General features: G+C 56.8%; 14 protein-coding genes. 8 read left to right on the plus strand and 6 right to left on the minus strand.

Going from position 1 to position 21,606, the window contains the following annotated elements; genetic code table 11:
• Positions 1-54: 54 nt before the first annotated feature.
• Entirely contained in the window at positions 55-2,613 is a 2,559-nt protein-coding gene (gene mrcA / locus CDA56_RS13040) for a peptidoglycan glycosyltransferase/peptidoglycan DD-transpeptidase MrcA (RefSeq protein ID WP_009654857.1), read from the plus strand.
• Positions 2,614-2,757: 144 nt separating this feature from the next.
• Here the strand turns inward: mrcA and nudE are convergent, their stop codons facing one another.
• A complete protein-coding gene (gene nudE / locus CDA56_RS13045) occupies positions 2,758-3,318 on the minus strand; it encodes an ADP compounds hydrolase NudE (protein WP_004854946.1) in 561 nt (186 codons plus the stop codon).
• A 327-nt stretch (positions 3,319-3,645) separates the two neighbouring features.
• Between nudE and CDA56_RS13050 the strand changes: the two genes are divergently transcribed.
• The 5 genes from CDA56_RS13050 (at position 3,646) to pckA (ending at position 9,795) form a co-directional block, all read left to right on the plus strand.
• On the plus strand, positions 3,646-5,775 hold the full coding sequence (locus CDA56_RS13050) for an intracellular growth attenuator family protein (RefSeq protein WP_048263509.1): 2,130 nt from the start codon (positions 3,646-3,648) through the stop codon (positions 5,773-5,775).
• 61 nt (positions 5,776-5,836) lie between these two features.
• On the plus strand, positions 5,837-6,508 hold the full coding sequence (gene yrfG, locus CDA56_RS13055; protein ID WP_029946960.1) for a GMP/IMP nucleotidase: 672 nt from the start codon (positions 5,837-5,839) through the stop codon (positions 6,506-6,508).
• A gap of 11 nt (positions 6,509-6,519) precedes the next feature.
• Positions 6,520-6,921, plus strand: a complete 402-nt coding sequence (hslR, locus tag CDA56_RS13060) for a ribosome-associated heat shock protein Hsp15 (RefSeq protein WP_014227064.1) — start codon at positions 6,520-6,522, stop codon at positions 6,919-6,921.
• Between the two features lie 18 nt (positions 6,922-6,939).
• Positions 6,940-7,824, plus strand: a complete 885-nt coding sequence (gene hslO / locus CDA56_RS13065) for an Hsp33 family molecular chaperone HslO (protein ID WP_160741635.1) — start codon at positions 6,940-6,942, stop codon at positions 7,822-7,824.
• A gap of 348 nt (positions 7,825-8,172) precedes the next feature.
• Positions 8,173-9,795: a phosphoenolpyruvate carboxykinase (ATP) gene (gene pckA, locus CDA56_RS13070; RefSeq protein WP_014227066.1), complete on the plus strand. Its 1,623-nt coding sequence runs from the start codon at positions 8,173-8,175 to the stop codon at positions 9,793-9,795.
• Positions 9,796-9,855: 60 nt separating this feature from the next.
• Here the strand turns inward: pckA and malQ are convergent, their stop codons facing one another.
• Together malQ and malP are read right to left on the minus strand one after the other, a co-directional pair.
• Positions 9,856-11,949 (minus strand): 4-alpha-glucanotransferase, encoded by a 2,094-nt coding sequence (malQ, locus tag CDA56_RS13075; RefSeq protein WP_047722858.1) that lies wholly within the window; start codon positions 11,947-11,949, stop codon positions 9,856-9,858.
• 10 nt (positions 11,950-11,959) lie between these two features.
• On the minus strand, positions 11,960-14,350 hold the full coding sequence (malP, locus tag CDA56_RS13080) for a maltodextrin phosphorylase (protein WP_049070359.1): 2,391 nt from the start codon (positions 14,348-14,350) through the stop codon (positions 11,960-11,962).
• A 619-nt stretch (positions 14,351-14,969) separates the two neighbouring features.
• Between malP and malT the strand changes: the two genes are divergently transcribed.
• A complete protein-coding gene (gene malT / locus CDA56_RS13090; protein ID WP_014227069.1) occupies positions 14,970-17,675 on the plus strand; it encodes an HTH-type transcriptional regulator MalT in 2,706 nt (901 codons plus the stop codon).
• Between the two features lie 164 nt (positions 17,676-17,839).
• On the opposite strand, the gene CDA56_RS13095 is transcribed toward malT, so the two are convergent.
• Genes CDA56_RS13095 through glpE form a run of 3 tightly spaced genes read right to left on the minus strand, consistent with a single transcriptional unit; the run spans position 17,840 to position 19,837 of the window.
• Positions 17,840-18,598 carry a DeoR/GlpR family transcriptional regulator gene (locus CDA56_RS13095; protein WP_004106478.1) on the minus strand — a complete coding sequence of 253 codons (759 nt, stop codon included), beginning with the start codon at positions 18,596-18,598 and terminating at the stop codon, positions 17,840-17,842.
• A 19-nt stretch (positions 18,599-18,617) separates the two neighbouring features.
• Positions 18,618-19,448, minus strand: a complete 831-nt coding sequence (glpG, locus tag CDA56_RS13100; RefSeq protein ID WP_014227070.1) for a rhomboid family intramembrane serine protease GlpG — start codon at positions 19,446-19,448, stop codon at positions 18,618-18,620.
• A gap of 59 nt (positions 19,449-19,507) precedes the next feature.
• Positions 19,508-19,837, minus strand: coding sequence for a thiosulfate sulfurtransferase GlpE (gene glpE / locus CDA56_RS13105; RefSeq protein ID WP_004126086.1), 330 nt, complete (start codon positions 19,835-19,837; stop codon positions 19,508-19,510).
• A 212-nt stretch (positions 19,838-20,049) separates the two neighbouring features.
• On the opposite strand from glpE, the gene glpD reads away from it, so the two are divergent.
• Positions 20,050-21,558: a glycerol-3-phosphate dehydrogenase gene (gene glpD / locus CDA56_RS13110; protein WP_004854978.1), complete on the plus strand. Its 1,509-nt coding sequence runs from the start codon at positions 20,050-20,052 to the stop codon at positions 21,556-21,558.
• The last annotated feature ends 48 nt before the right edge of the window (positions 21,559-21,606 follow it).

Consider the following 21,606-nt stretch of genomic DNA (forward strand, 5'->3'; position numbering starts at 1 on the left):
CTACTGCGCGTTTGTTTATAAACTGCCCAATGAAAACTAAATGAGAAATCTCCGGTGAAGTTCGTAAAGTATCTTTTTATCCTTGCAGTCTGTTGCGTACTGCTGGGAGCAGGCTCGATTTTTGGTCTCTATAAATATATAGAGCCGCAGCTCCCCGACGTCGCAACCCTGAAGGATGTGCGCCTGCAGATCCCGATGCAGGTCTATAGCGCGGATGGCGAGCTGATTGCGCAATATGGCGAAAAACGCCGTATTCCCGTCACGCTGCAGCAAATGCCGCCTGAGCTGATAAAAGCGTTTATCGCCACCGAAGATAGCCGTTTTTATGAGCATCATGGCGTTGACCCGGTCGGAATTTTCCGCGCGGCCAGCGTCGCGATGTTCTCCGGCCACGCCTCGCAGGGCGCCAGTACGATTACTCAGCAGCTGGCGCGCAACTTCTTCCTGAGCCCTGAGAAGACGCTGATGCGTAAGGTGAAAGAAGCCTTCCTCGCGATCCGCATCGAGCAGTTGCTCAATAAAGATGAAATCCTTGAGCTGTACCTGAACAAAATCTATCTTGGCTACCGCGCCTACGGCGTCGGCGCGGCCGCGCAGGTCTATTTTGGGAAATCCGTCGATCAGCTTACGCTGAGCGAAATGGCGGTCATTGCGGGCCTGCCTAAAGCGCCGTCGACGTTTAACCCGCTCTACTCCATGGATCGCGCAACCGCCCGCCGCAACGTTGTTCTCTCACGGATGCTGAGCGAAGGCTACATCACGCAGTCGCAGTACGATCAAGCGCGTAGCCAGACGATTGACGCCAGCTACCATACGCCGGAAATCGCCTTCTCCTCCCCGTATCTTAGCGAAATGGTGCGTCAGGAAATGGTCAGCCGCTACGGCGAGCAGGCTTATGAAGACGGTTATCGCGTCTACACCACCATTACCCGTAAAAATCAGCAGGCAGCCCAGCAGGCGGTGCGGAATAACGTGCTGGATTACGACATGCGCCACGGCTATCGCGGCCCGGAAAAGGTGCTGTGGAAGGTGGGCGAAACGCCGTGGGATAACCAGAAAATCCTCGATACCCTGAAAAAAACCCCGAGTACCGGACCGCTCTCTCCGGCGGTAGTCACTTCGGCAAGCCCGCAGGAAGCCGTCGCACTCATGAGCAACGGCACCTCGGTGTCGCTGAATATGGAAGGCGTCCGCTGGGCGCGTCGGTTTATCTCTGATACCCAACAGGGCGCCACGCCGCGTAAAGTGAACGATGTGGTACAGGCCGGGCAGCAGGTGTGGGTCCGCCAGGTGGGTAGCAGCTGGTGGCTATCGCAGGTGCCTGATGTCAACTCGGCGCTGGTATCGATCAACCCGCAAAACGGGGCGATCATTGCGCTGGTCGGCGGCTTCGATTTCAACCAGAGCAAGTTCAACCGCGCGACTCAGGCGCTGCGCCAGGTCGGTTCTAACATTAAGCCGTTCCTCTACACAGCGGCAATGGATAAAGGCTTAACGCTGGCGAGCATGCTCAACGATGTGCCGATTTCCCGCTGGGATGCCGGCTCCGGCTCCGACTGGCGGCCAAAAAACTCCCCGCCGCAGTATGCGGGCCCTATCCGCCTGCGTCAGGGGCTGGGTCAATCAAAGAACGTTGTCATGGTTCGCGCGATGCGGGCCATGGGCGTGGACTACGCGGCAGAGTATCTTCAGCGCTTCGGCTTCCCGGCGCAGAACATCGTGCGGACAGAATCGCTGGCGCTGGGCTCCGCGTCTTTCACCCCGCTTCAGGTTGCTCGCGGCTATTCGGTGATGGCTAACGGCGGTTTCCTGGTCAGCCCTTATTTCATCAGCAAAATCGAGAACGATCAGGGCGGCGTCATTTTTGAAGAGCGGCCAAAAATTGCCTGCCCGCAGTGCAATATTCCGGTGATTTATGGCGATACGCCGAAGTCCGATGTGCTCGAGAACAAAGACGTTGAGGACGTAGCGACCTCTCAGGACCCGCAAAACCCCGGCGTTCCTCCGCAGCCGCAGCTGGCGCAGGCGAACCAGTCGCTGGTGGCGCAAAGTGGCGCACCGGAGTATGCGCCGCACGTGATCAACACCCCGCTGGCGTTCCTGATTAAAAGCGCCCTGAACACTAATATCTTCGGCGAACCGGGCTGGATGGGCACCGGCTGGCGAGCGGGACGCGATCTGCAGCGTCACGATATCGGCGGCAAAACCGGGACCACCAACAGTTCAAAAGATGCGTGGTTCTCGGGCTACGGCCCTGGCGTGGTGACGTCGGTATGGATCGGCTTCGATGACCACCGTCGCGACCTTGGCCGCACCACTGCCTCCGGGGCAATCAAAGATCAGATATCGGGCTATGAAGGCGGCGCCAAAAGCGCTCAGCCGGCCTGGGATGACTTTATGAAAAACGTGCTGCAAGGCGTACCGGAAGAACCGCTTACGCCGCCGCCGGGTATTATTACGGTCAACATTGACCGCAGTACCGGTCAGTTGGCCAGCGGCGGTAACAGCCGCGCTGAGTACTTTATTGAGGGCACTCAGCCTACCCAGCAGGCGGTTCATGAAGTCGGCACCACCATTACCGATGGCGGGGGGGAAACCCACGAACTGTTCTGACAAAAAAAGCGCCTGCGGGCGCTTTTTTTTGGCTGACGGAAAACCGGTTGTAGATATCGTGCCACGGCTGGCGCCTTTACCACGACCTACCGCAACGGCGCCGTGAGGCAGCCGCGGGGCATTTTTCGTTATCCGGGAGTGACGCTACAGCCGCCCCTGAGCCTGCAGCCATTCGCGCAGCAGGAACAGCGCACTAACGTTACGCGCTTCGTTAAAGTCTTCTTCATCAAGCAGCGTCATCAGCTGCGACAGCGGCCAGCGAACCTGGGGCAGCGGCTCGGGCTCGTCGCCGGGCAGCGATTCCGGATAAAGATCTTCCGCCACCAGAATGTTCATCTTGCTGGAGAAGTAGGAGGGGGCCATGCTCAGCTTTTTCAAAAACGTCAGTTTTTGCGCGCCAAAGCCGACCTCTTCTTTTAGCTCGCGGTTGGCGGCCTCCAGTACGCTTTCACCCGGATCGATCAGGCCTTTTGAGAAGCCCAGCTCATAGGATTCCGTACCGACAGCGTATTCGCGAATCAAGATTATATGGTCATCGACAATCGGCACAATCATCACGGCTTCACGGGTAGAAGGCCGCATCCGTTCATACACTCGGCGCACGCCGTTGCTGAACTCGAGGTCCACGCTTTCAACATTAAAAAGGCGCGAGCGCGCGACTGTTTCAACGTTGAGAATAGTGGGTTTTTGTAATGATTTGCTCATTGTCATCGGTCTATGCTGTGATTACAACGGCCATTGTGCGATACGCAGCACGGTTTCGGCAATCCTAATCGCTACTAATTTACATAGTTGCAACTTTCCCGTCCCGAGCCCGATTATCACAATGACTAAAAAGTCAATAGGTTGAATAGTATTTGAGAATATACTGATTCCTGGATTTTAACGTTTTTGATAAGGTTGTATGCTGCTGCTTTGCATAAGAGATGTTCCCGCTTTAACAGAGTGCCGATTGCGACGGCTGTTTTACCTCCATTGATGAATGGCAACCGACGATACCAGTAAGAAAAGAATAACTATGATGGGATGGGCATGGGCACCTTTCTGATATTTTTGATAGCTCTGCTAATCTGCGCATTGCTTATCGGGTGGTGGTATCGCACGCATGCAAGACGTCGTCGCCTGCCGCTGCTGCAGGCCTTTAGCGATGCCGCGACGCGCAAGCTTTCCGATGAAGAGCGCAGCGCCGTAGAAAAATACCTCGACCGTCTCAGCCGCAACCAGCAGCTGCCGGCATCAGGCGCCAGCAGCGCGCCGGTAAACCTGACCCTGAACGAACAGAGCGGCACCGTTTATAGCGTCACCCGAGCCATCACTCGCTACGGCATCACCACCGACGACCTCAACAAATGGCGCTACTTTCTTGATTCCGTGGAAATTCATCTTCCCCCCTTCTGGGAACAACACATCAATGATGAAAACAGCGTCGAATTAATCTCCACCGATAGCCTGCCGCTGGTGATTGCTCTCAACGGGCAAACCCTCAGCGACTACCCGCACGAGTCCCGAGGGTTGGCGCTTGAAAAATCCTCCGTGCCTCAGGCTTCCATCCGCGGAGAAGAGAGCGAACAAATTGAGCTGCTGAACATCCGCCCGGAAACCCCTGAAGAGTACGCGCTCAGCCGCCCTGACGGTCTGCGCGAAGCCATCCTGGTGGTCACCGCTTTCCTGCTGTTTTATTGCAGCCTGATGACTCCCAACGTTTTTTCCCCCTGGCTACTGGGCGGCGGGTTGCTTCTCCTGCTTGCGGGCATATGGGGTATTTACGCCCCCCCACGTAAAACATCGCTGCGGGAAATTCACTGCCTGCGCGGCATGCCTAAACGCTGGGGGCTGTTTGGTGAAAACAACCAGGAACATATCAATAATATTTCCCTCGGTATTATCGATCTTATCTACCCGCGCCACTGGCAGCCGTGGATCGCGCAGGACCTCGGCCAACAAACGGATATCGACATCTATCTTAGCCGCCACGTTGTCCGCCAGGGGCGCTTCCTGTCGCTGCATGATGAGGTCAAAAACTTCCCGCTTCAGTACTGGCTCCGCAGCGCGATTATCGCCCTGGGCGCGCTGCTGGTCGTCGTGATGCTGTGGGCCAGCGTACCGCTGAATATGCCCTTTAAATTCACCCTTTCATGGCTCAAGGGCGCACAAACTATCGAAGCCACGACGGTTGCCCAGCTGGAGAAGTCAAAGATTCGCATCGGCGACACGCTGCGCCTGAAAGGCACTGGAATGTGCAACATCCACTCGCCGGGCGCCTGGACGGCAAAAGAGAACTCGCCGTTTATGCCGTTCGATTGTTCACAAATCGTCTGGAATGATGCCCCTCCCCTGCCGCTGCCGGAGTCAGATATCGTCAGTAAAGCCACCGCCCTGATGCAGACAGTTCAGCGCCAGCTCCATCCCGAATCCGATGACGATTCGCGCGTCAGCCCGGCGCTGCGTTCCGCCATTCAGAAGTCAGGCATGGTGCTGCTGGATGACTTTGGCGATATCGTCACCAAAACTAACGACCTGTGCTCTGCGAAAGACGATTGCGTTCGTTTGAAGAATGCGCTGGTTAACCTCGGTAATACCCGCAACTGGGAAACCCTGACCAAACGCGCAAACGCGGGTAAGCTGGATGGCGTCAACGTCCTGTTACGCCCGGTAAGCGCGGAGTCGCTGGAGAATCTGGTCACCACCTCCACCGCCCCGTTCATCAGCCGTGAAACCTCGCGCGCGGCGCAGGCGCTGAATAGCCCGGCGCCCGGCGGTTTCCTGATTGCCAGCGATGAAGGCAGCGACCTGGTGAATCAGCCATGGCCAGGCACCGGGTTATACGACTTCCCTGCACACCAGCAGTGGAGCGAACTGCAGCGCCTGGCGGGCATGTTAATGCACACGCCGTTCCAGGCAGAAGGCATCGTCACCAATCTTTATACCGATGCCAACGGGACGCAGCACATCAACCTGCATCGTATTCCCGATCGCACCGGTCTGTGGCGCTATCTCGGCACCACGCTGCTGCTGCTGACCATGCTGGGCTGTACGGCGTATCACGGCCTTCAGGCTTTTCGTCGCTATCAGCGCCATCGCCAGCGTCAGGAAGAGATTCAGAAATACTACGAAAGCTGCTTGAATCCGGATCTCCTTTCCTCGCCGGAACCGCAAGAATAATTCTCTGCGCGACCGGGTATGATACCCTGTCGCGCAATTTCCCCCTCGCTGGAGACTCACCATGCATTTTGATATCGCCTGGCAGGAGGTTGATACCGTTCTGCTGGATATGGACGGCACACTGCTCGACCTCGCCTTCGACAACTACTTCTGGCAAAAACTGGTGCCGGAAACCTGGGGCGCCGCGCGGGGTCTCAACCTGCAGGAAGCCAGGGACGCAATGCGCCAGGAGTACCACGCGGTGCAACATACGCTAAACTGGTACTGCCTGGACTACTGGAGCGAGCGCCTGGGTTTGGATATTTGCGCGATGACCAGCGAGCAGGGGCCAAGGGCCGCGCTGCGTGAAGATACCGTGCCGTTCCTCGAGGCGCTAAAAAACAGCGGCAAACGGCGGATTTTGCTGACCAACGCCCATCCGCATAATCTGGCGGTGAAGCTAAAGCACACCGGGCTGGATGCACACCTTGATTTATTGCTTTCCACCCACACATTTGGTTATCCGAAAGAAGATCAGCGGCTGTGGCACGCCGTGGCTGAAGAAACCGGCTTCGACGCGCGTAATACGCTCTTCGTCGACGATAACGAGGCGATTCTGGACGCGGCGGCGGAGTACGGCATCCGCTATTGCCTCGGTATCACCAACCCCGATTCCGGGCTGGCGGAAAAAAGCTACGCTCGCCATCCGGGGTTGAATGACTACCGGCATCTGATCCCCTCGCTGACCCTATAACAGGAGAGGCCATGAAAGAAAAACCCGTCGAAGCCGTCAGGCTGGACAAATGGCTGTGGGCGGCCCGCATTTATAAAACCCGTGCGCTGGCGCGCGAGATGATTGAAGGCGGCAAGGTGCACTATAACGGACAACGCAGTAAGCCGGGCAAAGTGGTCGAGCTGAACGCGACCCTGCTGCTTCGCCAGGGCAATGACGAACGAACCATCGTGGTAAAGGGCATTACCGAACAGCGCAGACCCGCCAGTGAAGCCGTCGCGCTTTATGAAGAGACGGCGGAGAGCATCGAGAAACGCGAGAAAATGGCGCTGGCGCGGAAGATGAACGCGTTAACCATGCCGCATCCCGACAGGCGACCGGATAAGAAAGAGCGCCGCGACCTGATGAGATTTAAACACGGCGATAGTGAATAACTGTGGCCCGCAAGAGAGATGATTATGACTCAACACGATCAATTACACCGCTATCTGTTTGAAAACTATGCCGTACGCGGTGAGCTGGTAACCGTTTCAGAAACTTTAGAACAGATTCTGACCAACCATAGCTACCCGCAGCCGGTGAAAACCGTGCTGGCGGAACTGCTGGTTGCCACCAGCCTGCTGACCGCCACGCTGAAGTTCGCCGGCGATATTACCGTTCAGCTGCAGGGCGATGGCCCGCTGTCGCTGGCGGTGATCAACGGCAACAACCAGCAGCAGATGCGCGGTGTAGCCCGCGTCCAGGGCGAGATCCCGGAAGGGGCGGACCTGAAAACCATGGTCGGTAACGGATATCTGGTCATTACCATCTCTCCGGAAGAGGGCGAGCGCTATCAGGGCGTGGTCGGTCTCGAGGGGGATACCCTTGCGGCCTGCCTCGAAGATTACTTCCAGCGCTCCGAACAGCTGCCGACCCGACTGATCATTCGTAGCGGTGAACACGACGGTAAACCGATGGCCGGCGGCATGCTGCTGCAGGTTCTGCCGGCGCAGGACGCACAGGCGGCGGATTTCGAACATCTGAGCACCCTGACTGAGACCATCAAAGCTGAAGAGCTGTTTACCCTGCCAGCGAACGATGTGCTCTGGCGCTTGTATCACGAAGAAGAAGTCACCGTTTACGAGCCGCAGAACGTCGAGTTTAAATGCACCTGCTCTCGCGAGCGCTGCGCCGGCGCGCTGAAAACGCTGCCGGATGAGGAGATCGATAGCATCCTGGCCGATGAAGGTGAAATCGATATGCACTGCGACTACTGCGGTAATCACTACATCTTTAATGCGATGGATATTGCCGAAATTCGTAACAACGCCTCCCCGGCCGACCCGCAGCTCCACTAATCATCGCTTCGTCAGGCGCGGTTTCCCTTTTCGCGCCTGGCGTCAACGCTTTTTCTGCGCGTGGTGAATCGATTCCCCATGAAAGAGTTACGTAATTTTCTTTCAGGTAAGCGATTACATTCACATTTCAACAGTTTTTTTAATTACTTTTTAACCATTAAGAAACATCTACCCCCAACTATGCCCCAATTCCTGAGATAATCCCCTACGCCTCGTGACAGGAGTCACAACGTTTTTCGTAAGTCCGCCGTTTGTCGAGATACGTAAATCTATGAGCCTGGTCGCGGTCTATACCCCGTAATAAACCCTACAATTTAAAGCAGTACATATTGGCTAAGGAGCAGTGACATGCGCGTTAATAATGGTTTAACCCCGCAGGATCTCAAGGCTTATGGTATCAATGACGTCCAGGATATCGTTCATAACCCCAGCTACGACACTTTGTATGAAGAAGAGCTCGCCCCCAATCTGGAAGGCTATGAACGTGGCGTATTAACAAATCTTGGTGCAATCGCCGTAGATACCGGTATTTTTACCGGCCGTTCTCCAAAAGATAAGTATATCGTTCGTGACGACACCACCCGCGATACGGTGTGGTGGGCTGATAAAGGCAAAGGCAAGAACGACAACAAGCCGCTCTCTGAGGAAACGTGGCAGCACCTGAAGGGGCTGGTGACCCGCCAGCTCTCCGGCAAGCGTCTGTTTATCGTTGACGCCTTCTGCGGCGCCAATGCCGACACCCGCCTGAGCGTCCGCTTTATTACCGAAGTCGCCTGGCAAGCGCATTTCGTGAAGAACATGTTTATCCGACCAGGCGATGAAGAGCTGGCAAACTTCAAGCCGGACTTCATCGTGATGAACGGCGCCAAGTGCACCAACCCGCAGTGGAAAGAACAGGGTCTGAACTCCGAGAACTTCGTCGCGTTCAACCTGACCGAGCGCATTCAGCTCATCGGCGGCACCTGGTACGGCGGCGAAATGAAAAAAGGGATGTTCTCGATCATGAACTACCTGCTGCCGCTGAAGGGCATCGCCTCCATGCACTGCTCCGCCAACGTAGGGGAAAAAGAGGATGTCGCCATCTTCTTCGGCCTTTCCGGTACCGGCAAGACCACCCTCTCTACCGATCCGAAACGCCGTCTGATTGGCGATGACGAACACGGCTGGGATGACGACGGGGTCTTCAACTTCGAAGGCGGCTGCTACGCCAAGACCATTAAGCTTTCCGAAGCCGCGGAGCCGGATATCTACCATGCGATTCGCCGCGATGCGCTGCTGGAGAACGTGGTGGTGCTGGCCGACGGCACCGTCGATTTTAACGACGGTTCGAAGACCGAAAACACCCGCGTCTCTTATCCGATCAACCATATCGAGAACATCGTTAAGCCGATCTCTAAGGCCGGTCATGCCACCAAGGTTATCTTCCTGACCGCCGACGCCTTTGGCGTCCTGCCGCCGGTTTCTCGCCTGACCGCCGACCAGACCCAGTACCATTTCCTGTCTGGCTTCACCGCCAAACTGGCAGGTACCGAGCGCGGCGTTACGGAGCCGACGCCAACCTTCTCCGCCTGCTTTGGCGCGGCGTTCCTGTCGCTGCACCCGACGCAGTACGCGGAAGTGCTGGTGAAACGCATGCAGGCCTCCGGCGCCCAGGCTTATCTGGTCAACACCGGCTGGAACGGTACCGGTAAACGTATCTCTATCAAAGATACTCGCGCCATTATCGACGCCATTCTTGATGGTTCGCTGGACAACGCCGAAACCTTCACTCTGCCGATGTTTGAGCTGCAGATCCCGACCGAGCTTCCCGGCGTGGATACCCATATCCTTGACCCGCGCAACACCTACGGATCGCCGGAGCAGTGGCAGGAGAAAGCGGAACAGCTGGCGAAGCTGTTTATCGAGAACTTCGAGAAGTACACCGATACGCCGGCGGGCGCTGCGCTGGTGGCCGCGGGGCCGAAACGCTAATCGGGTCCGCAGAAATGAAAAAGCCGGGAATCGCTTCCCGGCTTTTTTATCGCGTTGACATCACGCTGGCTTCTTCTTACTCGCCGCCTTACGCCGCTTATCCAGATCCTTAAGCAGCTTATTCACCTGCTCATCGGCAAACATCGCCTCGAGGGTGGTGGAGAGCTTGCGACGCCAGTTTGGATACTCCGTGCTGGTGCCCGGAATATTGACCGGCTCGGCCATCTCCAGCCAGTCTTCCGGCTGCAGGCCCAGCAGGGCGCTGTTGCTGTCGGCAATATAGCGCTGCATTCCACGATTGAGGGTCGACGTCATCGCCATCAGAGACGCTTTGTGCCCGGTACGCTTCGGCAGACAGCCGTAGCGGTGCAGAGCGTCCAGCAGCCCCTGCTTCGCCCGCTCGCGGTCCTGATACAGTCCGCGCAGTACCACCGCATCCGGATACAGGCCAAGCGATTTACCCAGCGTCAGGTCGCCGCTTTCCCAGTAGCCGCGCAGCGTTGGCAGGTCATGCGTCGTAGCCACAGCCATTGATTGCTCCGGATACGCCTTCGGCGCACGGAAAGTCTTCTCGTGGTCATTTTCGAAATAGAGCACTTTGTAAGAGTAAACGCCGCTTTTACGCAGCTTACCGACGATCTCTACCGGTACGGTTCCCAGATCCTCGCCGATCACCATACAGCGATGACGCTTACTCTCCAGCGCCAGAATCGACAACAGATCGTCGACCGGATACTGCACATAGGCGCCGTGATCGGCCGTTTCACCGTAAGGGATCCACCACAAACGCAGCACCGACATCACGTGATCGATGCGCAGCGCCCCGCAGTTTTGCATGTTGGCGCGCAGCAGTTCGACAAACGGCTCATAGGCGCGCGCCACGATGATATGCGGATCCATCGGCGGCAGGCCCCAGTTTTGTCCCAGCGGGCCCAGGATATCCGGCGGCGCGCCGACGGAAGCTTTCAGGCAGTACAGCTCGCGATCGCACCAGGTTTCCGCCCCGCCTTCCGCAACGCCCACCGCCAGATCGCGATACAGGCCGATCGGCATAGCGTCGTTCTGGCTGGTATGCCAGCATTCGGCAAACTGAGTGAAAGCGAGCCACTGCAGCCACAGGTAAAAATTCACCTCATCGGCGTGTTCGGTGCAGAACGCTTTAACCTCCGGGCTATCGGTATCCTGATAAGCCTTCGGCCACGCGGGCCAGCCCCAGCGCAGCGGATCCTGCTTAACCTGCCAGGCGTGCAGCGCGTCAAACGCCGCCTGCCAGTACAGGCTTTCCCCCTCGCGCGCCACAAACTGACGGAACTCCGCCGTCGTCTCATCGTTACGTGCGGAAAAACCTTTCCAGGCCATGCGCAGCGCAGTGAGCTTAAGGGCGGTCACGGCGGTGTAGTCAACATCATCGGTCTGACGCGCGGCCTGTAGGGCCTGCTGCGTAGCCGGTGATTGCCACCATTTCTGCGCCTCTTTGCTGTGTCGGAAATCCTCTACCGCATTGACATCAATATAGATAACGTTGAGCCAGCGGCGTGAAGAGGGGCTGTACGGACTGGCGCTCTCCGGATTAGCCGGATAGAGCGCGTGAATCGGGTTAAGCCCGATAAACGCACCGCCGCGGTGGGCGATTTCCGGCAGCATCGCGCGTAAATCGCCGAAGTCGCCAATCCCCCAGTTCTTCTCCGAGCGCAGCGTATACAGCTGTACGCAGGTTCCCCACAGCTTCTTGCCATCCTTCAGCGCCTGCGGTTCGTAGCAGCGCGCGGGCGCAACGATGACCCGGCAGTGCCAGCGGTCGCCGTCCTGAGTCAGCGTCAGCGTGTGGTACCCTTCCGGCAATCTTGCCGGCAGCGGCAGCGTTTCACCGCCGCGCGCCTGGCCCTGATACTGTTTCCCTTCTTCGGTGGTGAGGATCCAGTGGAACTCCCCCTGGCCCGCCACCGGCAGAGACATCTTTTTGCCGTAGGTGAACACCTGCACCGCAGGCAGCGGGTTAACCGCCGCCTTCACGGCGGTCGCAGTACGATGCATCGCATCAAGCAGCCGCTGCTTGGTCACCGCAGCAATGGACTGCGGCTTTCCATGAGCGTTGATGTAGCTTGGGCTTATTCCCGCCGCCAGGGCAGCGTTATCAAGGCGTTTAGTCTCCATAGGCCTGTCCTTAGCGTTTTGCCTGCCAGATACGTTGCTGATAATCGCGAATCGAGCGGTCGGAGCTGAACATGCCGCAGCGCGCGGTGTTCAGGATCGCTGCGCGCGTCCAGGCCTCCTGGTCGCGATACAGCGCATCAACCTGCTTCTGCGCCGCCACGTAGGCTTCAAAATCAGCCAGCACCAGGTACGGATCGCCGCCTTTCAGCAGGCTATGCAGCATCTGGTCAAAGGCATGCTTATCGCCATCGCTATATTTGCCGCTCTCCAGCTCTTTCAGCACCGCGTCCAGCAGCTTGTCTTTCTTACGCCATTTCAGCGGATCGTAGCCTTTGGCCTTCAGCGCTTTCACTTCTTCCACGGTATGACCGAAGATAAAGATGTTTTCGTCACCCACCTGCTCAGCGATTTCCACGTTCGCCCCGTCCAGGGTTCCCACGGTCAGCGCGCCGTTCAGCGCCAGCTTCATATTGCCGGTACCGGAGGCCTCTTTACCCGCCGTAGAGATCTGCTCGGAGACATCCGCCGCCGGGATCAGCATTTCCGCCGCCGAGACGCAGTAGTCCGGCAGGAATACCACTTTCAGCTTATCGCCAACCAGCGGATCGTTATTGATCGCTGCGGCAACCTTGTTGATCGCCCAGATAATATTCTTCGCCAGGTAGTAGCCCGGCGCCGCTTTCGCACCGAACAGGAACACGCGCGGTACGCGGTCCGTCTGCGGGTTCTCGCGGATTTCTTTGTACTGCGCGAGGATGTTCAGCAGGTTGAGGTGCTGACGTTTGTACTCGTGCAGACGTTTAATCTGGATATCGAAAATCGCCTGCGGATTAATCTCGATACCGGTACGCCGCTTCACAAACTCCGCCAGACGAACCTTGTTGGCCAGCTTAATGTCGCGATACGTCTGACGGAACTTAGCGTCATCGGCATATTTTTCGAGGTTGATCAGCTGGTCGAGATCGTTGGCCCACTCTTTCTTCAGGGTTTTATCCAGCAGCGCGGCCAGAGCCGGGTTGCACTGTTTGATCCAGCGGCGCGGGGTAATACCGTTGGTGACGTTATGGAATTTATTCGGCCACAGCTGGTGATATTCCGGGAACAGATCTTTCACCACCAGGTCGGAGTGCAGCGCGGCAACGCCGTTAACCGCAAAGCCACTCACCACGCACATGTTCGCCATGCGAACCTGTTTATCGTGCACCACCGCCAGTTTCGCCCATACCTGCTTATCGCCCGGCCAGGTTTTATCCACCAGCGTTTTAAAGCGGTCGTTAATCTGTTTGATGATCTGCATGTGGCGCGGCAGCAGCGCTTTCACCAGCTTCTCATCCCAGCACTCCAGCGCTTCCGGCATCAGGGTGTGGTTGGTATACGCGAAGGTTTTGCTGGTAATCGCCCAGGCGTCGTCCCAGCTCAGCTGATGCTCATCAATCAGCACGCGCAGCAGTTCCGGAATCGCAATCGTCGGGTGAGTATCGTTAAGCTGGATGACTTCATAATCCGCCAGCTCCGCCAGCTTGCGGCCCGCCAGATGATGGCGACGCAGAATATCGGCAACCGAGCAGGCGCACTGGAAGTACTGCTGCATCAGACGCAGTTTTTTACCCGCCTGATGGTTATCGTTCGGGTAGAGAACTTTCGTCAGTTTTTCGGCGTCAATGCCCTGCTGTTCGGCACGCAGGAAATCGCCGTCGTTGAATTTGGTCAGGTTAAACGGATGCGCGTGCTTAGCCTGCCACAGGCGCAGCGGCTGAGCCACGTTGTTGCGGTAGCCCAGAACCGGCAGATCCCAGGCTTCGCCGGTAATCACGAATGCCGGTATCCACTCACCGCTTTTGGTCACTTTACCGCCGAGGCCAACCTGCACGTCCAGCGCTTCGTTGTGGCGGAACCACGGGTAGCTATTACGCCCCCAGTCATCCGGCGCTTCCATCTGCTGGCCGTCAGCGAAAGACTGGCGGAACAGACCGTACTGGTAGTTCAGGCCGTAGCCGGTCGCCGACTGGCCAACGGTAGCCATTGAATCAAGGAAACAAGCCGCCAGACGGCCAAGACCGCCGTTGCCCAGACCCGGGTCGATTTCCTCTTCCAGCAGGTCGGTCAAATTAATGTCGTGGGCCTGAAGCTCATCGCTGACCTGCTGATACCAGCCAAGGTTAAGCAGGTTGTTGCCGGTCAGGCGACCGATCAAAAACTCCATGGAGATATAGTTTACGTGGCGCTGCCCTTCGGCCGCTTTTGCTACCGGCTGAGCCGACAACAGCTCGGACAGCGCACCGCTAACGGCGCGCCACCACTGACGCTGGGTCATCTCGGAAGCGGACTGTAAACCAAAATGCTGCCACTGACGCGTCAGTGCAGCCTGAAACTGAGCTTTGTTAAAAGAAGTCTGTGACATAAGTAATCCGGGTCCTTTACTAAAACGTTAGCGTTAGTGTGCCGACCTCCCGGAGTCGCGTCCTCATCCCGCCAGGGATTAGCCGGGGAGGAGTAGCAGGGATGAGCGAAAAGTGTGATCGTGGCCACTATTACGTTAGCCTACCGGCAAAAATTATGCTGCAAAATTCGCCATACCGAAACAACAAACCGGCCCGCCTTGCGCTCAAAATTTTGTTACAAGCCAGGACGATAAAAGCAAGCGAAATGCTGTTTTGTAAATATTGCCAAATAAAAGTAAATATCAGGGGAATAAACGTACTTTAATGTAGAAATAGCTCAAAAAGATGACTTATAAGATTTCGCTGATAATATTTTATTAAAAACAAACAGCTACTAATTTTGTAATAAAAGATTAGCTTATCGTGCCTGTAACCTGCGCAATCCCAATAACCGCGCACGCTGACGCGGATTTCTGTGAATTTCTCTCTATGTCCAAATTTGTGACATAGAGCAAATTCAAGAGCATAAAACTCGGACATAACTTGCAATAAAATTCATTATGGCCGACCTTATTGGATATTAATTACGAAGCGCAAAAAAATTCGCAACTCCTCCCTTGCACAGCGAAATGAAGAACTATGTTGATTCCGTCTAAATTAAGTCGCCCGGTCCGCCTTGAACACACTGTGGTTCGTGAGCGATTGCTGGCGAAACTTTCCGGCGCGAACAATTATCGTCTCGCGTTGGTGACCAGCCCGGCTGGCTACGGTAAGACCACGCTCGTGTCTCAATGGGCGGCGGGGAAAAACGATCTCGGCTGGTTCTCCCTGGATGAAGGCGATAACCAACAGGAGCGTTTTGCCAGCTATCTTATCGCCGCCGTTCAACAGGCAACCGGCGGCCACTGCGCGGCCAGCGAAGCGATGGTGCAAAAGCGCCAGTACGCCAGCCTGCCTTCCCTCTTCGCACAACTGTTTATTGAACTGGCCGACTGGCAGCGCCCGCTGTTCCTGGTGATTGATGATTACCATCTGATCAGCAATCCGGTGATTCATGACGCAATGCGTTTCTTCCTCCGCCATCAGCCAGAAAATATGACGCTGGTGGTGCTGTCGCGTAATCTGCCGCAGCTGGGTATCGCCAACCTGCGCGTGCGCGATCAGCTGCTGGAAATCGGCAGCCAGCAGTTGGCTTTTACCCATCAGGAAGCCAAGCAGTTTTTCGACTGTCGTCTCAGTTCGCCCATTGAGGCCGACGACAGCAAAAGGCTGTGCGACGATGTTGCCGGCTGGGCCACCGCGCTACAGCTGATTGCCCTCTCGGCGCGCCAGAACAATACTTCCGCCCACCACTCCGCTCGTCGTCTTGCCGGCATTAACGCCAGCCATCTTTCTGACTATCTGGTCGATGAGGTGCTGGATAACGTGGACCCGCGGACGCGTAATTTCCTGCTGAAAAGTTCGCTACTGCGTTCAATGAACGATGCGCTCATCGTCCGCGTTACCGGCGAAGAGAATGGCCAGATGCAGCTGGAAGAAATTGAACGTCAGGGCTTATTCCTGCAGCGGATGGACGATTCCGGCGAATGGTTCCGCTACCATCCGCTGTTCGGCAACTTCCTGCGCCAGCGCTGCCAGTGGGAGCTGGCGGTTGAGCTGCCGGAAATTCACCGTGCGGCGGCAGAAAGCTGGATGGCGCAAGGCTTCCCGAGCGAAGCCATTCACCACGCCCTGGCCGCGGGTGACGCCAAAATGCTGCGCGATATTCTGCTCAACCACGCGTGGGGCATGTTTAACCACAGCGAACTGAGTTTGCTGGAGCAGTCCCTCGCCGCGCTGCCGTGGTCAAACCTGCTGGAAAACCCGCGTTTAATTCTTTTGCAGGCCTGGCTGATGCAGAGCCAGCACCGCTATAGCGAAGTGAATACCCTGCTGGCGCGCGCCGAGCAGGAGATGGATACGGAAATGGACACCGCCATGCACGGGGATTTCAACGCCCTGCGCGCCCAGGTGGCGATCAACGCAGGCGATCAGGACGAAGCCGAGCGCCTGGCGATGGTGGCCCTTGATGAACTGCCGCTGGCCAGCTACTACAGCCGTATCGTTGCCACATCCGTACACGGTGAAGTTCTGCACTGCAAAGGCCAGCTGAGCAAATCGCTGGCGGTCATGCAGCAGACGGAACAGATGGCCCGCCGTCATGACGTCTGGCACTACGCGTTATGGAGCATGATCCAGCAAAGCGAAATCCTCTTTGCGCAGGGGTTCCTGCAGGCCGCCTGGGAAATTCAGGAAAAAGCGTTCCAGCTGATTCGCGAACAGCACCTTGAGCAGCTGCCGATGCACGAGTTCCTGCTGCGGATTCGCTCCCAGCTGCTGTGGGCCTGGGCGCGGCTGGATGAAGCGGAGACCTCCGCGCGCAGCGGCATGAACGTGCTTTCCTCCTATCAGCCGCAGCAGCAGCTGCAGTGCCTGACGCTGATGGTACAGTGCTCGCTGGCACGGGGCGACCTGGATAACGCCCGCAGCCATTTGAATCGCCTGGAAAACCTGCTGGGCAACGGCCATTACCATAGCGACTGGGTATCCAATGCCGACAAAGTCCGGGTGATCTACTGGCAGATGATCGGCGATAAAGCCGCCGCGGCAAACTGGCTGCGCCAGACGCCAAAACCGGAATTCGCTAACAACCATTTCTTGCAGAGCCAGTGGCGCAATATAGCCCGCGCGCAGATCCTGCTCGGCGATTTTGATTCCGCCGAAATGGTGCTGGAAGAGCTAAACGATAACGCCCGCTCGCTGCGTTTGATGAGCGACCTGAACCGCAACCTGCTGCTGCTCAACCAGCTCTACTGGCAGGCCGGGCGTAAGAGCGAAGCGCAAAAAGCGCTGCTGGAAGCGCTCACCCTCGCTAACCGCACCGGGTTTATTAATCATTTTGTCATTGAAGGCGAAGCGATGGCGCAGCAGCTGCGCCAGCTGATTCAGCTCAATACGCTGCCGGAGCTGGAGCAGCACCGCGCCCAGCGTATTCTGCGCGATATCAACCAGCATCATCGGCATAAGTTCGCCCACTTTGACGAGAGCTTCGTCGAACGGCTGCTGAACCACCCGGAAGTGCCGGAGCTTATCCGCACCAGCCCGCTGACCCAGCGCGAATGGCAGGTCCTGGGACTTATCTATTCCGGCTACAGCAACGAGCAGATCGCCGGTGAGCTGGACGTGGCCGCCACTACGATTAAAACGCATATCCGTAACTTGTATCAGAAGCTGGGGGTGGCGCACCGCCAGGATGCCGTTCAGCATGCCCAGCAGCTGTTGAAAATGATGGGATACGGGGTTTAAGCCGCTATCGGCTCGCTTCAGGCAACATAACCGTTACGTCATCGCCGGCGGCAGGTTTCCCTCCGCCTGGCGGCGGAGATAATCCCGTCACTCATCAACATCCGCCATCAATCGCGCGCGTCAGGCGGAGCAACGCTCTGGCATGACCCGGAAATGCTAAAGGTTCAGCACAGCTCCAGCTGAAGGTTGTTATCGGTAATCACCTTCAGTACGCCGGCGGGCGGCATCACATCGGTGTAGACCGCATCAACCATACTGATGCTGCCCATGTTGACCATCGCATTACGGCCAAATTTAGAATGGTCAACGACCAGCATCACGTGGCGGGAGTTTTCAATAATCGCCCGTTTGGTGCGCACTTCGTGGTAGTCGAACTCCAGCAGCGAGCCATCGCTGTCGATACCGCTGATGCCGAGAATGCCGAAATCAAGGCGAAACTGGGAGATAAAGTCCAGGGTGGCCTCACCGATAATACCGCCATCCCGGCTGCGCAGCTCGCCGCCGGCCAGGATAATGCGGAAGTCCTCTTTCACCATCAGCGTATTGGCGACGTTGAGGTTATTGGTGACGATGCGCAGGTCGTTATGGTTAAGCAGCGCATGGGCCACCGCTTCCGGCGTGGTACCGATATCGATAAACAGCGTCGCGCCATCGGGGATTTCGCTCGCCACCTTGCGGGCGATGCGCTCTTTTTCCTGGGTTTGGGTCGATTTTCTGTCGTGCCAGGACGTATTCACCGAGCTGGACGGCAGCGCAGCGCCGCCGTGATGACGCAGAATCATTTTCTGATCGGCTAAATCATTCAGATCGCGGCGAATGGTCTGCGGGCTGACGGCAAACTGCTCGACAAGCTCTTCGGTACTGACGTATCCCTGTTTTTTTACCAGCTCGATAATCGCGTCATGACGTTGTGTTTGTTTCATGAAATATCCCTGGGAATCTCTACGTTCGTTTTCGCACATTCTGCGTATCAACAAACGCCATCGCCAGCCCGGTCACCAGACCGGCCACGTGCGCACCGTTCGCAATCGACATGCCGAAAACATCAAACCATCCAGCAATTAACCATACTAAAGAGAAGAGTATCAAGCCGCGCTGTAAATAAACGCCGCTCTGCGGATCGCGCTCGCCCCGTAGCCAGACATAGCCCATTAGCGCATAGACTACGCCGGAGAGTCCGCCAAACCACGGGCCGCTGAACTGATGCTGCACAAAGCCGCTCAGCAAAGCGGCGATCACCGTAATCACCACCAGCTTGCCGCTGCCGATGCGCTTTTCTACCGCTCCGCCGAGGTACCACCACCATAGCAGGTTGAACAGAATATGCATCAGCGAGAAGTGCATAAGCGCATGGCTAAAGTAGCGCCAGACTTCAAATTTCAGCGAAGGATCGTAGGGCCAGGCCAGCAGCAGCATGACCGGTTGATCGCCAATGACCGTTTGCAGGACAAAGACGGCGATGCAGGCGAAGAGCACGCCCCAGGTCACCGGCCCGGCGTTATGGCGAAGCGTCGCTAAAAAGGGAAAGCGCTGGTAGTGCAGCCCGCTATTGGTGTGCCCCGACTGCCAGCTGGCAGCGAGGTAACGCGGATCGGCGGGATTTTCCAGAAAGCGGGCCAGCTCGGCCTGTACGCGTCCGGCCTGGGACTCATCAGCCAGCCAGATATCGCTCTGCGTATGCTGCTGAATAGTCAGAATAATGCCCTGCGTCGCCATATAGTCGACAAACGCCTGGGCCACGCGCGGGTTGGCAAAAGAGGTAATCATTAACATGCAGCGGATCGCTTATTCCACACAAAGGGAGATATTATAGCCACAACCGGCGCTAACGCCTAAAGTGCGCCATGCGCGACTTCCGCCGGAAAATGCCGGTGCCAGGCATCAAACCCGCCGTCCACGCTGTAAACCTTGTCGTAACCCTGCTGCAGCAGATACTGCGCGGCGCCTTTGCTGCTATTGCCGTGATAGCACATCACCATGACCGCCGTATCAAAGTCGTTGTCGCGCATAAACGCGCCCAGCGTATCGTTGGTCAGATGGAATGCGCCCGGCGTGTGGCCCATCGCATAGCTTTGCGGGTCGCGAATATCGACCAGCACCGCCGTCTGCTGGTGCATTTTCTGGTGGGCTTCTTCTACGTTAATACATTCAAAGCGATCCATAAGCTCTCTTCTTTATATACGGATATACAGGCAGGCGGCGAAACGCCCTGGATTTTAGCGTCTAGTGTACAGCCTGGCGCTAAATAAACGCCAATATGTTACACGCATCACTCTGAAATGTTTTTTTGATGTTACCAATAGCGCGATTGTTTGCTATATTGAGCGATATCGAACATTTGTGAGCTTAAACGAAAGTGTAAGAGGTGGCGAGCGTGGAAACCAAAGATCTGATTGTGATAGGGGGAGGCATCAACGGTGCCGGTATCGCGGCAGACGCCGCAGGGCGTGGTTTATCCGTACTGATGCTGGAGGCAAGCGACCTTGCCTGCGCCACATCCAGCGCCAGCTCAAAGCTGATTCACGGCGGGCTGCGCTACCTTGAACACTATGAGTTCCGCCTGGTGAGCGAAGCGCTGGCCGAACGCGAAGTGTTGTTGAAAATGGCCCCGCATATCGCCTTCCCGATGCGCTTTCGTTTACCGCATCGCCCGCACCTGCGTCCGGCGTGGATGATCCGCATTGGCCTGTTTATGTACGATCATCTGGGCAAGCGCACCAGCCTACCCGGCTCAACCGGGTTGCGTTTTGGCACAGAATCGGTACTTAAACCTGAAATCGTGCGCGGTTTCGAATATTCCGACTGCTGGGTTGACGATGCGCGTCTGGTGCTGGCCAATGCCCAGATGGTTGTGCGTAAAGGCGGGGAAGTGCGCACGCGGACCCGCGCCATCTCGGCAAAACGTGAAAACGGTTTGTGGATTGTCGAAGCCGAAGATATTGATAGCGGCGAGAAGTTTACCTGGCAGGCGCGCGGTCTGGTTAACGCCACCGGCCCGTGGGTCAAACAGTTCTTCGACGAAGGGATGCATCTGCGCTCGCCGTACGGTATTCGCTTGATCAAGGGCAGCCATATCGTGGTGCCGCGCGTGCACACGCAGAAACAGGCCTACATCCTGCAAAATGAAGATAAACGCATTGTGTTTGTGATCCCGTGGATGGATGAATTTTCCATCATCGGCACCACCGACGTGGAGTATAAAGGCGATCCGAAAGCGGTAGCGATCGACGACAACGAAGTTAACTACCTGCTGAACGTCTATAACGCCCACTTTAAAAAGCCTCTCACGCGAGACGATATCGTCTGGACCTACTCCGGCGTGCGCCCGCTATGCGACGATGAATCCGACTCGCCGCAGGCGATCACCCGCGATTACACTCTTGATATCCATGATGATAACGGGCAGGCGCCGCTGCTGTCGGTCTTTGGCGGCAAGCTGACCACCTATCGCAAGCTGGCCGAACATGCGCTGGAGAAACTGACGCCTTACTACAAAGGCATCGGCCCGGCATGGACCAAAACCGCGGTGCTGCCCGGCGGCGATATCGGCAGCGACCGTGACGACTACGCGGCGAAACTGCGCCGCCGCTTTTCGTTTATCAGCGAATCGATGGCCCGCCATTACGCCCGCACCTACGGCAGCAATAGCGAGCTAATCCTTGATAAGGCGACCTCACTGGACGATCTGGGTGAGCATTTCGGCCATGAGTTTTTTGAAGCCGAACTGCGCTATCTGGTTGAGCACGAATGGGTTCGTTCGCTGGATGACGCGATCTGGCGTCGCACTAAACAAGGTATGTGGCTGAATGACGAGCAGCAGGCGCGCATCAGCGAGTGGCTGGCGCAGCACGCGGGAAAGTCTGAGCTGTCGCTGGCGTCGTAACACCGCAAACAGTAACGGGGCCTGCGGGCCCCGTTTTTTATGGCTAAT

The organism is Klebsiella michiganensis, assembly GCF_002925905.1.
GTDB classification, from domain to species: Bacteria; Pseudomonadota; Gammaproteobacteria; order Enterobacterales; family Enterobacteriaceae; genus Klebsiella; species Klebsiella michiganensis.

What these genes read in the sequence shown, in the direction of transcription:
- malQ (WP_047722858.1), bottom strand. Translation starts at nt 11,949, where the DNA reads ATGGAGACTAAACGCCTTGATAACGCTGCCCTGGCGGCGGGAATAAGC.
- CDA56_RS13095 (WP_004106478.1), bottom strand. Translation starts at nt 18,598, where the DNA reads ATGAAACAAACACAACGTCATGACGCGATTATCGAGCTGGTAAAAAAA.
- hslO (WP_160741635.1), top strand. Translation starts at nt 6,940, where the DNA reads ATGATTATGACTCAACACGATCAATTACACCGCTATCTGTTTGAAAAC.
- hslR (WP_014227064.1), top strand. Translation starts at nt 6,520, where the DNA reads ATGAAAGAAAAACCCGTCGAAGCCGTCAGGCTGGACAAATGGCTGTGG.
- yrfG (WP_029946960.1), top strand. Translation starts at nt 5,837, where the DNA reads ATGCATTTTGATATCGCCTGGCAGGAGGTTGATACCGTTCTGCTGGAT.
- pckA (WP_014227066.1), top strand. Translation starts at nt 8,173, where the DNA reads ATGCGCGTTAATAATGGTTTAACCCCGCAGGATCTCAAGGCTTATGGT.
- malP (WP_049070359.1), bottom strand. Translation starts at nt 14,350, where the DNA reads ATGTCACAGACTTCTTTTAACAAAGCTCAGTTTCAGGCTGCACTGACG.
- nudE (WP_004854946.1), bottom strand. Translation starts at nt 3,318, where the DNA reads ATGAGCAAATCATTACAAAAACCCACTATTCTCAACGTTGAAACAGTC.
- glpG (WP_014227070.1), bottom strand. Translation starts at nt 19,448, where the DNA reads ATGTTAATGATTACCTCTTTTGCCAACCCGCGCGTGGCCCAGGCGTTT.
- CDA56_RS13050 (WP_048263509.1), top strand. Translation starts at nt 3,646, where the DNA reads ATGGGCACCTTTCTGATATTTTTGATAGCTCTGCTAATCTGCGCATTG.
- glpE (WP_004126086.1), bottom strand. Translation starts at nt 19,837, where the DNA reads ATGGATCGCTTTGAATGTATTAACGTAGAAGAAGCCCACCAGAAAATG.
- malT (WP_014227069.1), top strand. Translation starts at nt 14,970, where the DNA reads ATGTTGATTCCGTCTAAATTAAGTCGCCCGGTCCGCCTTGAACACACT.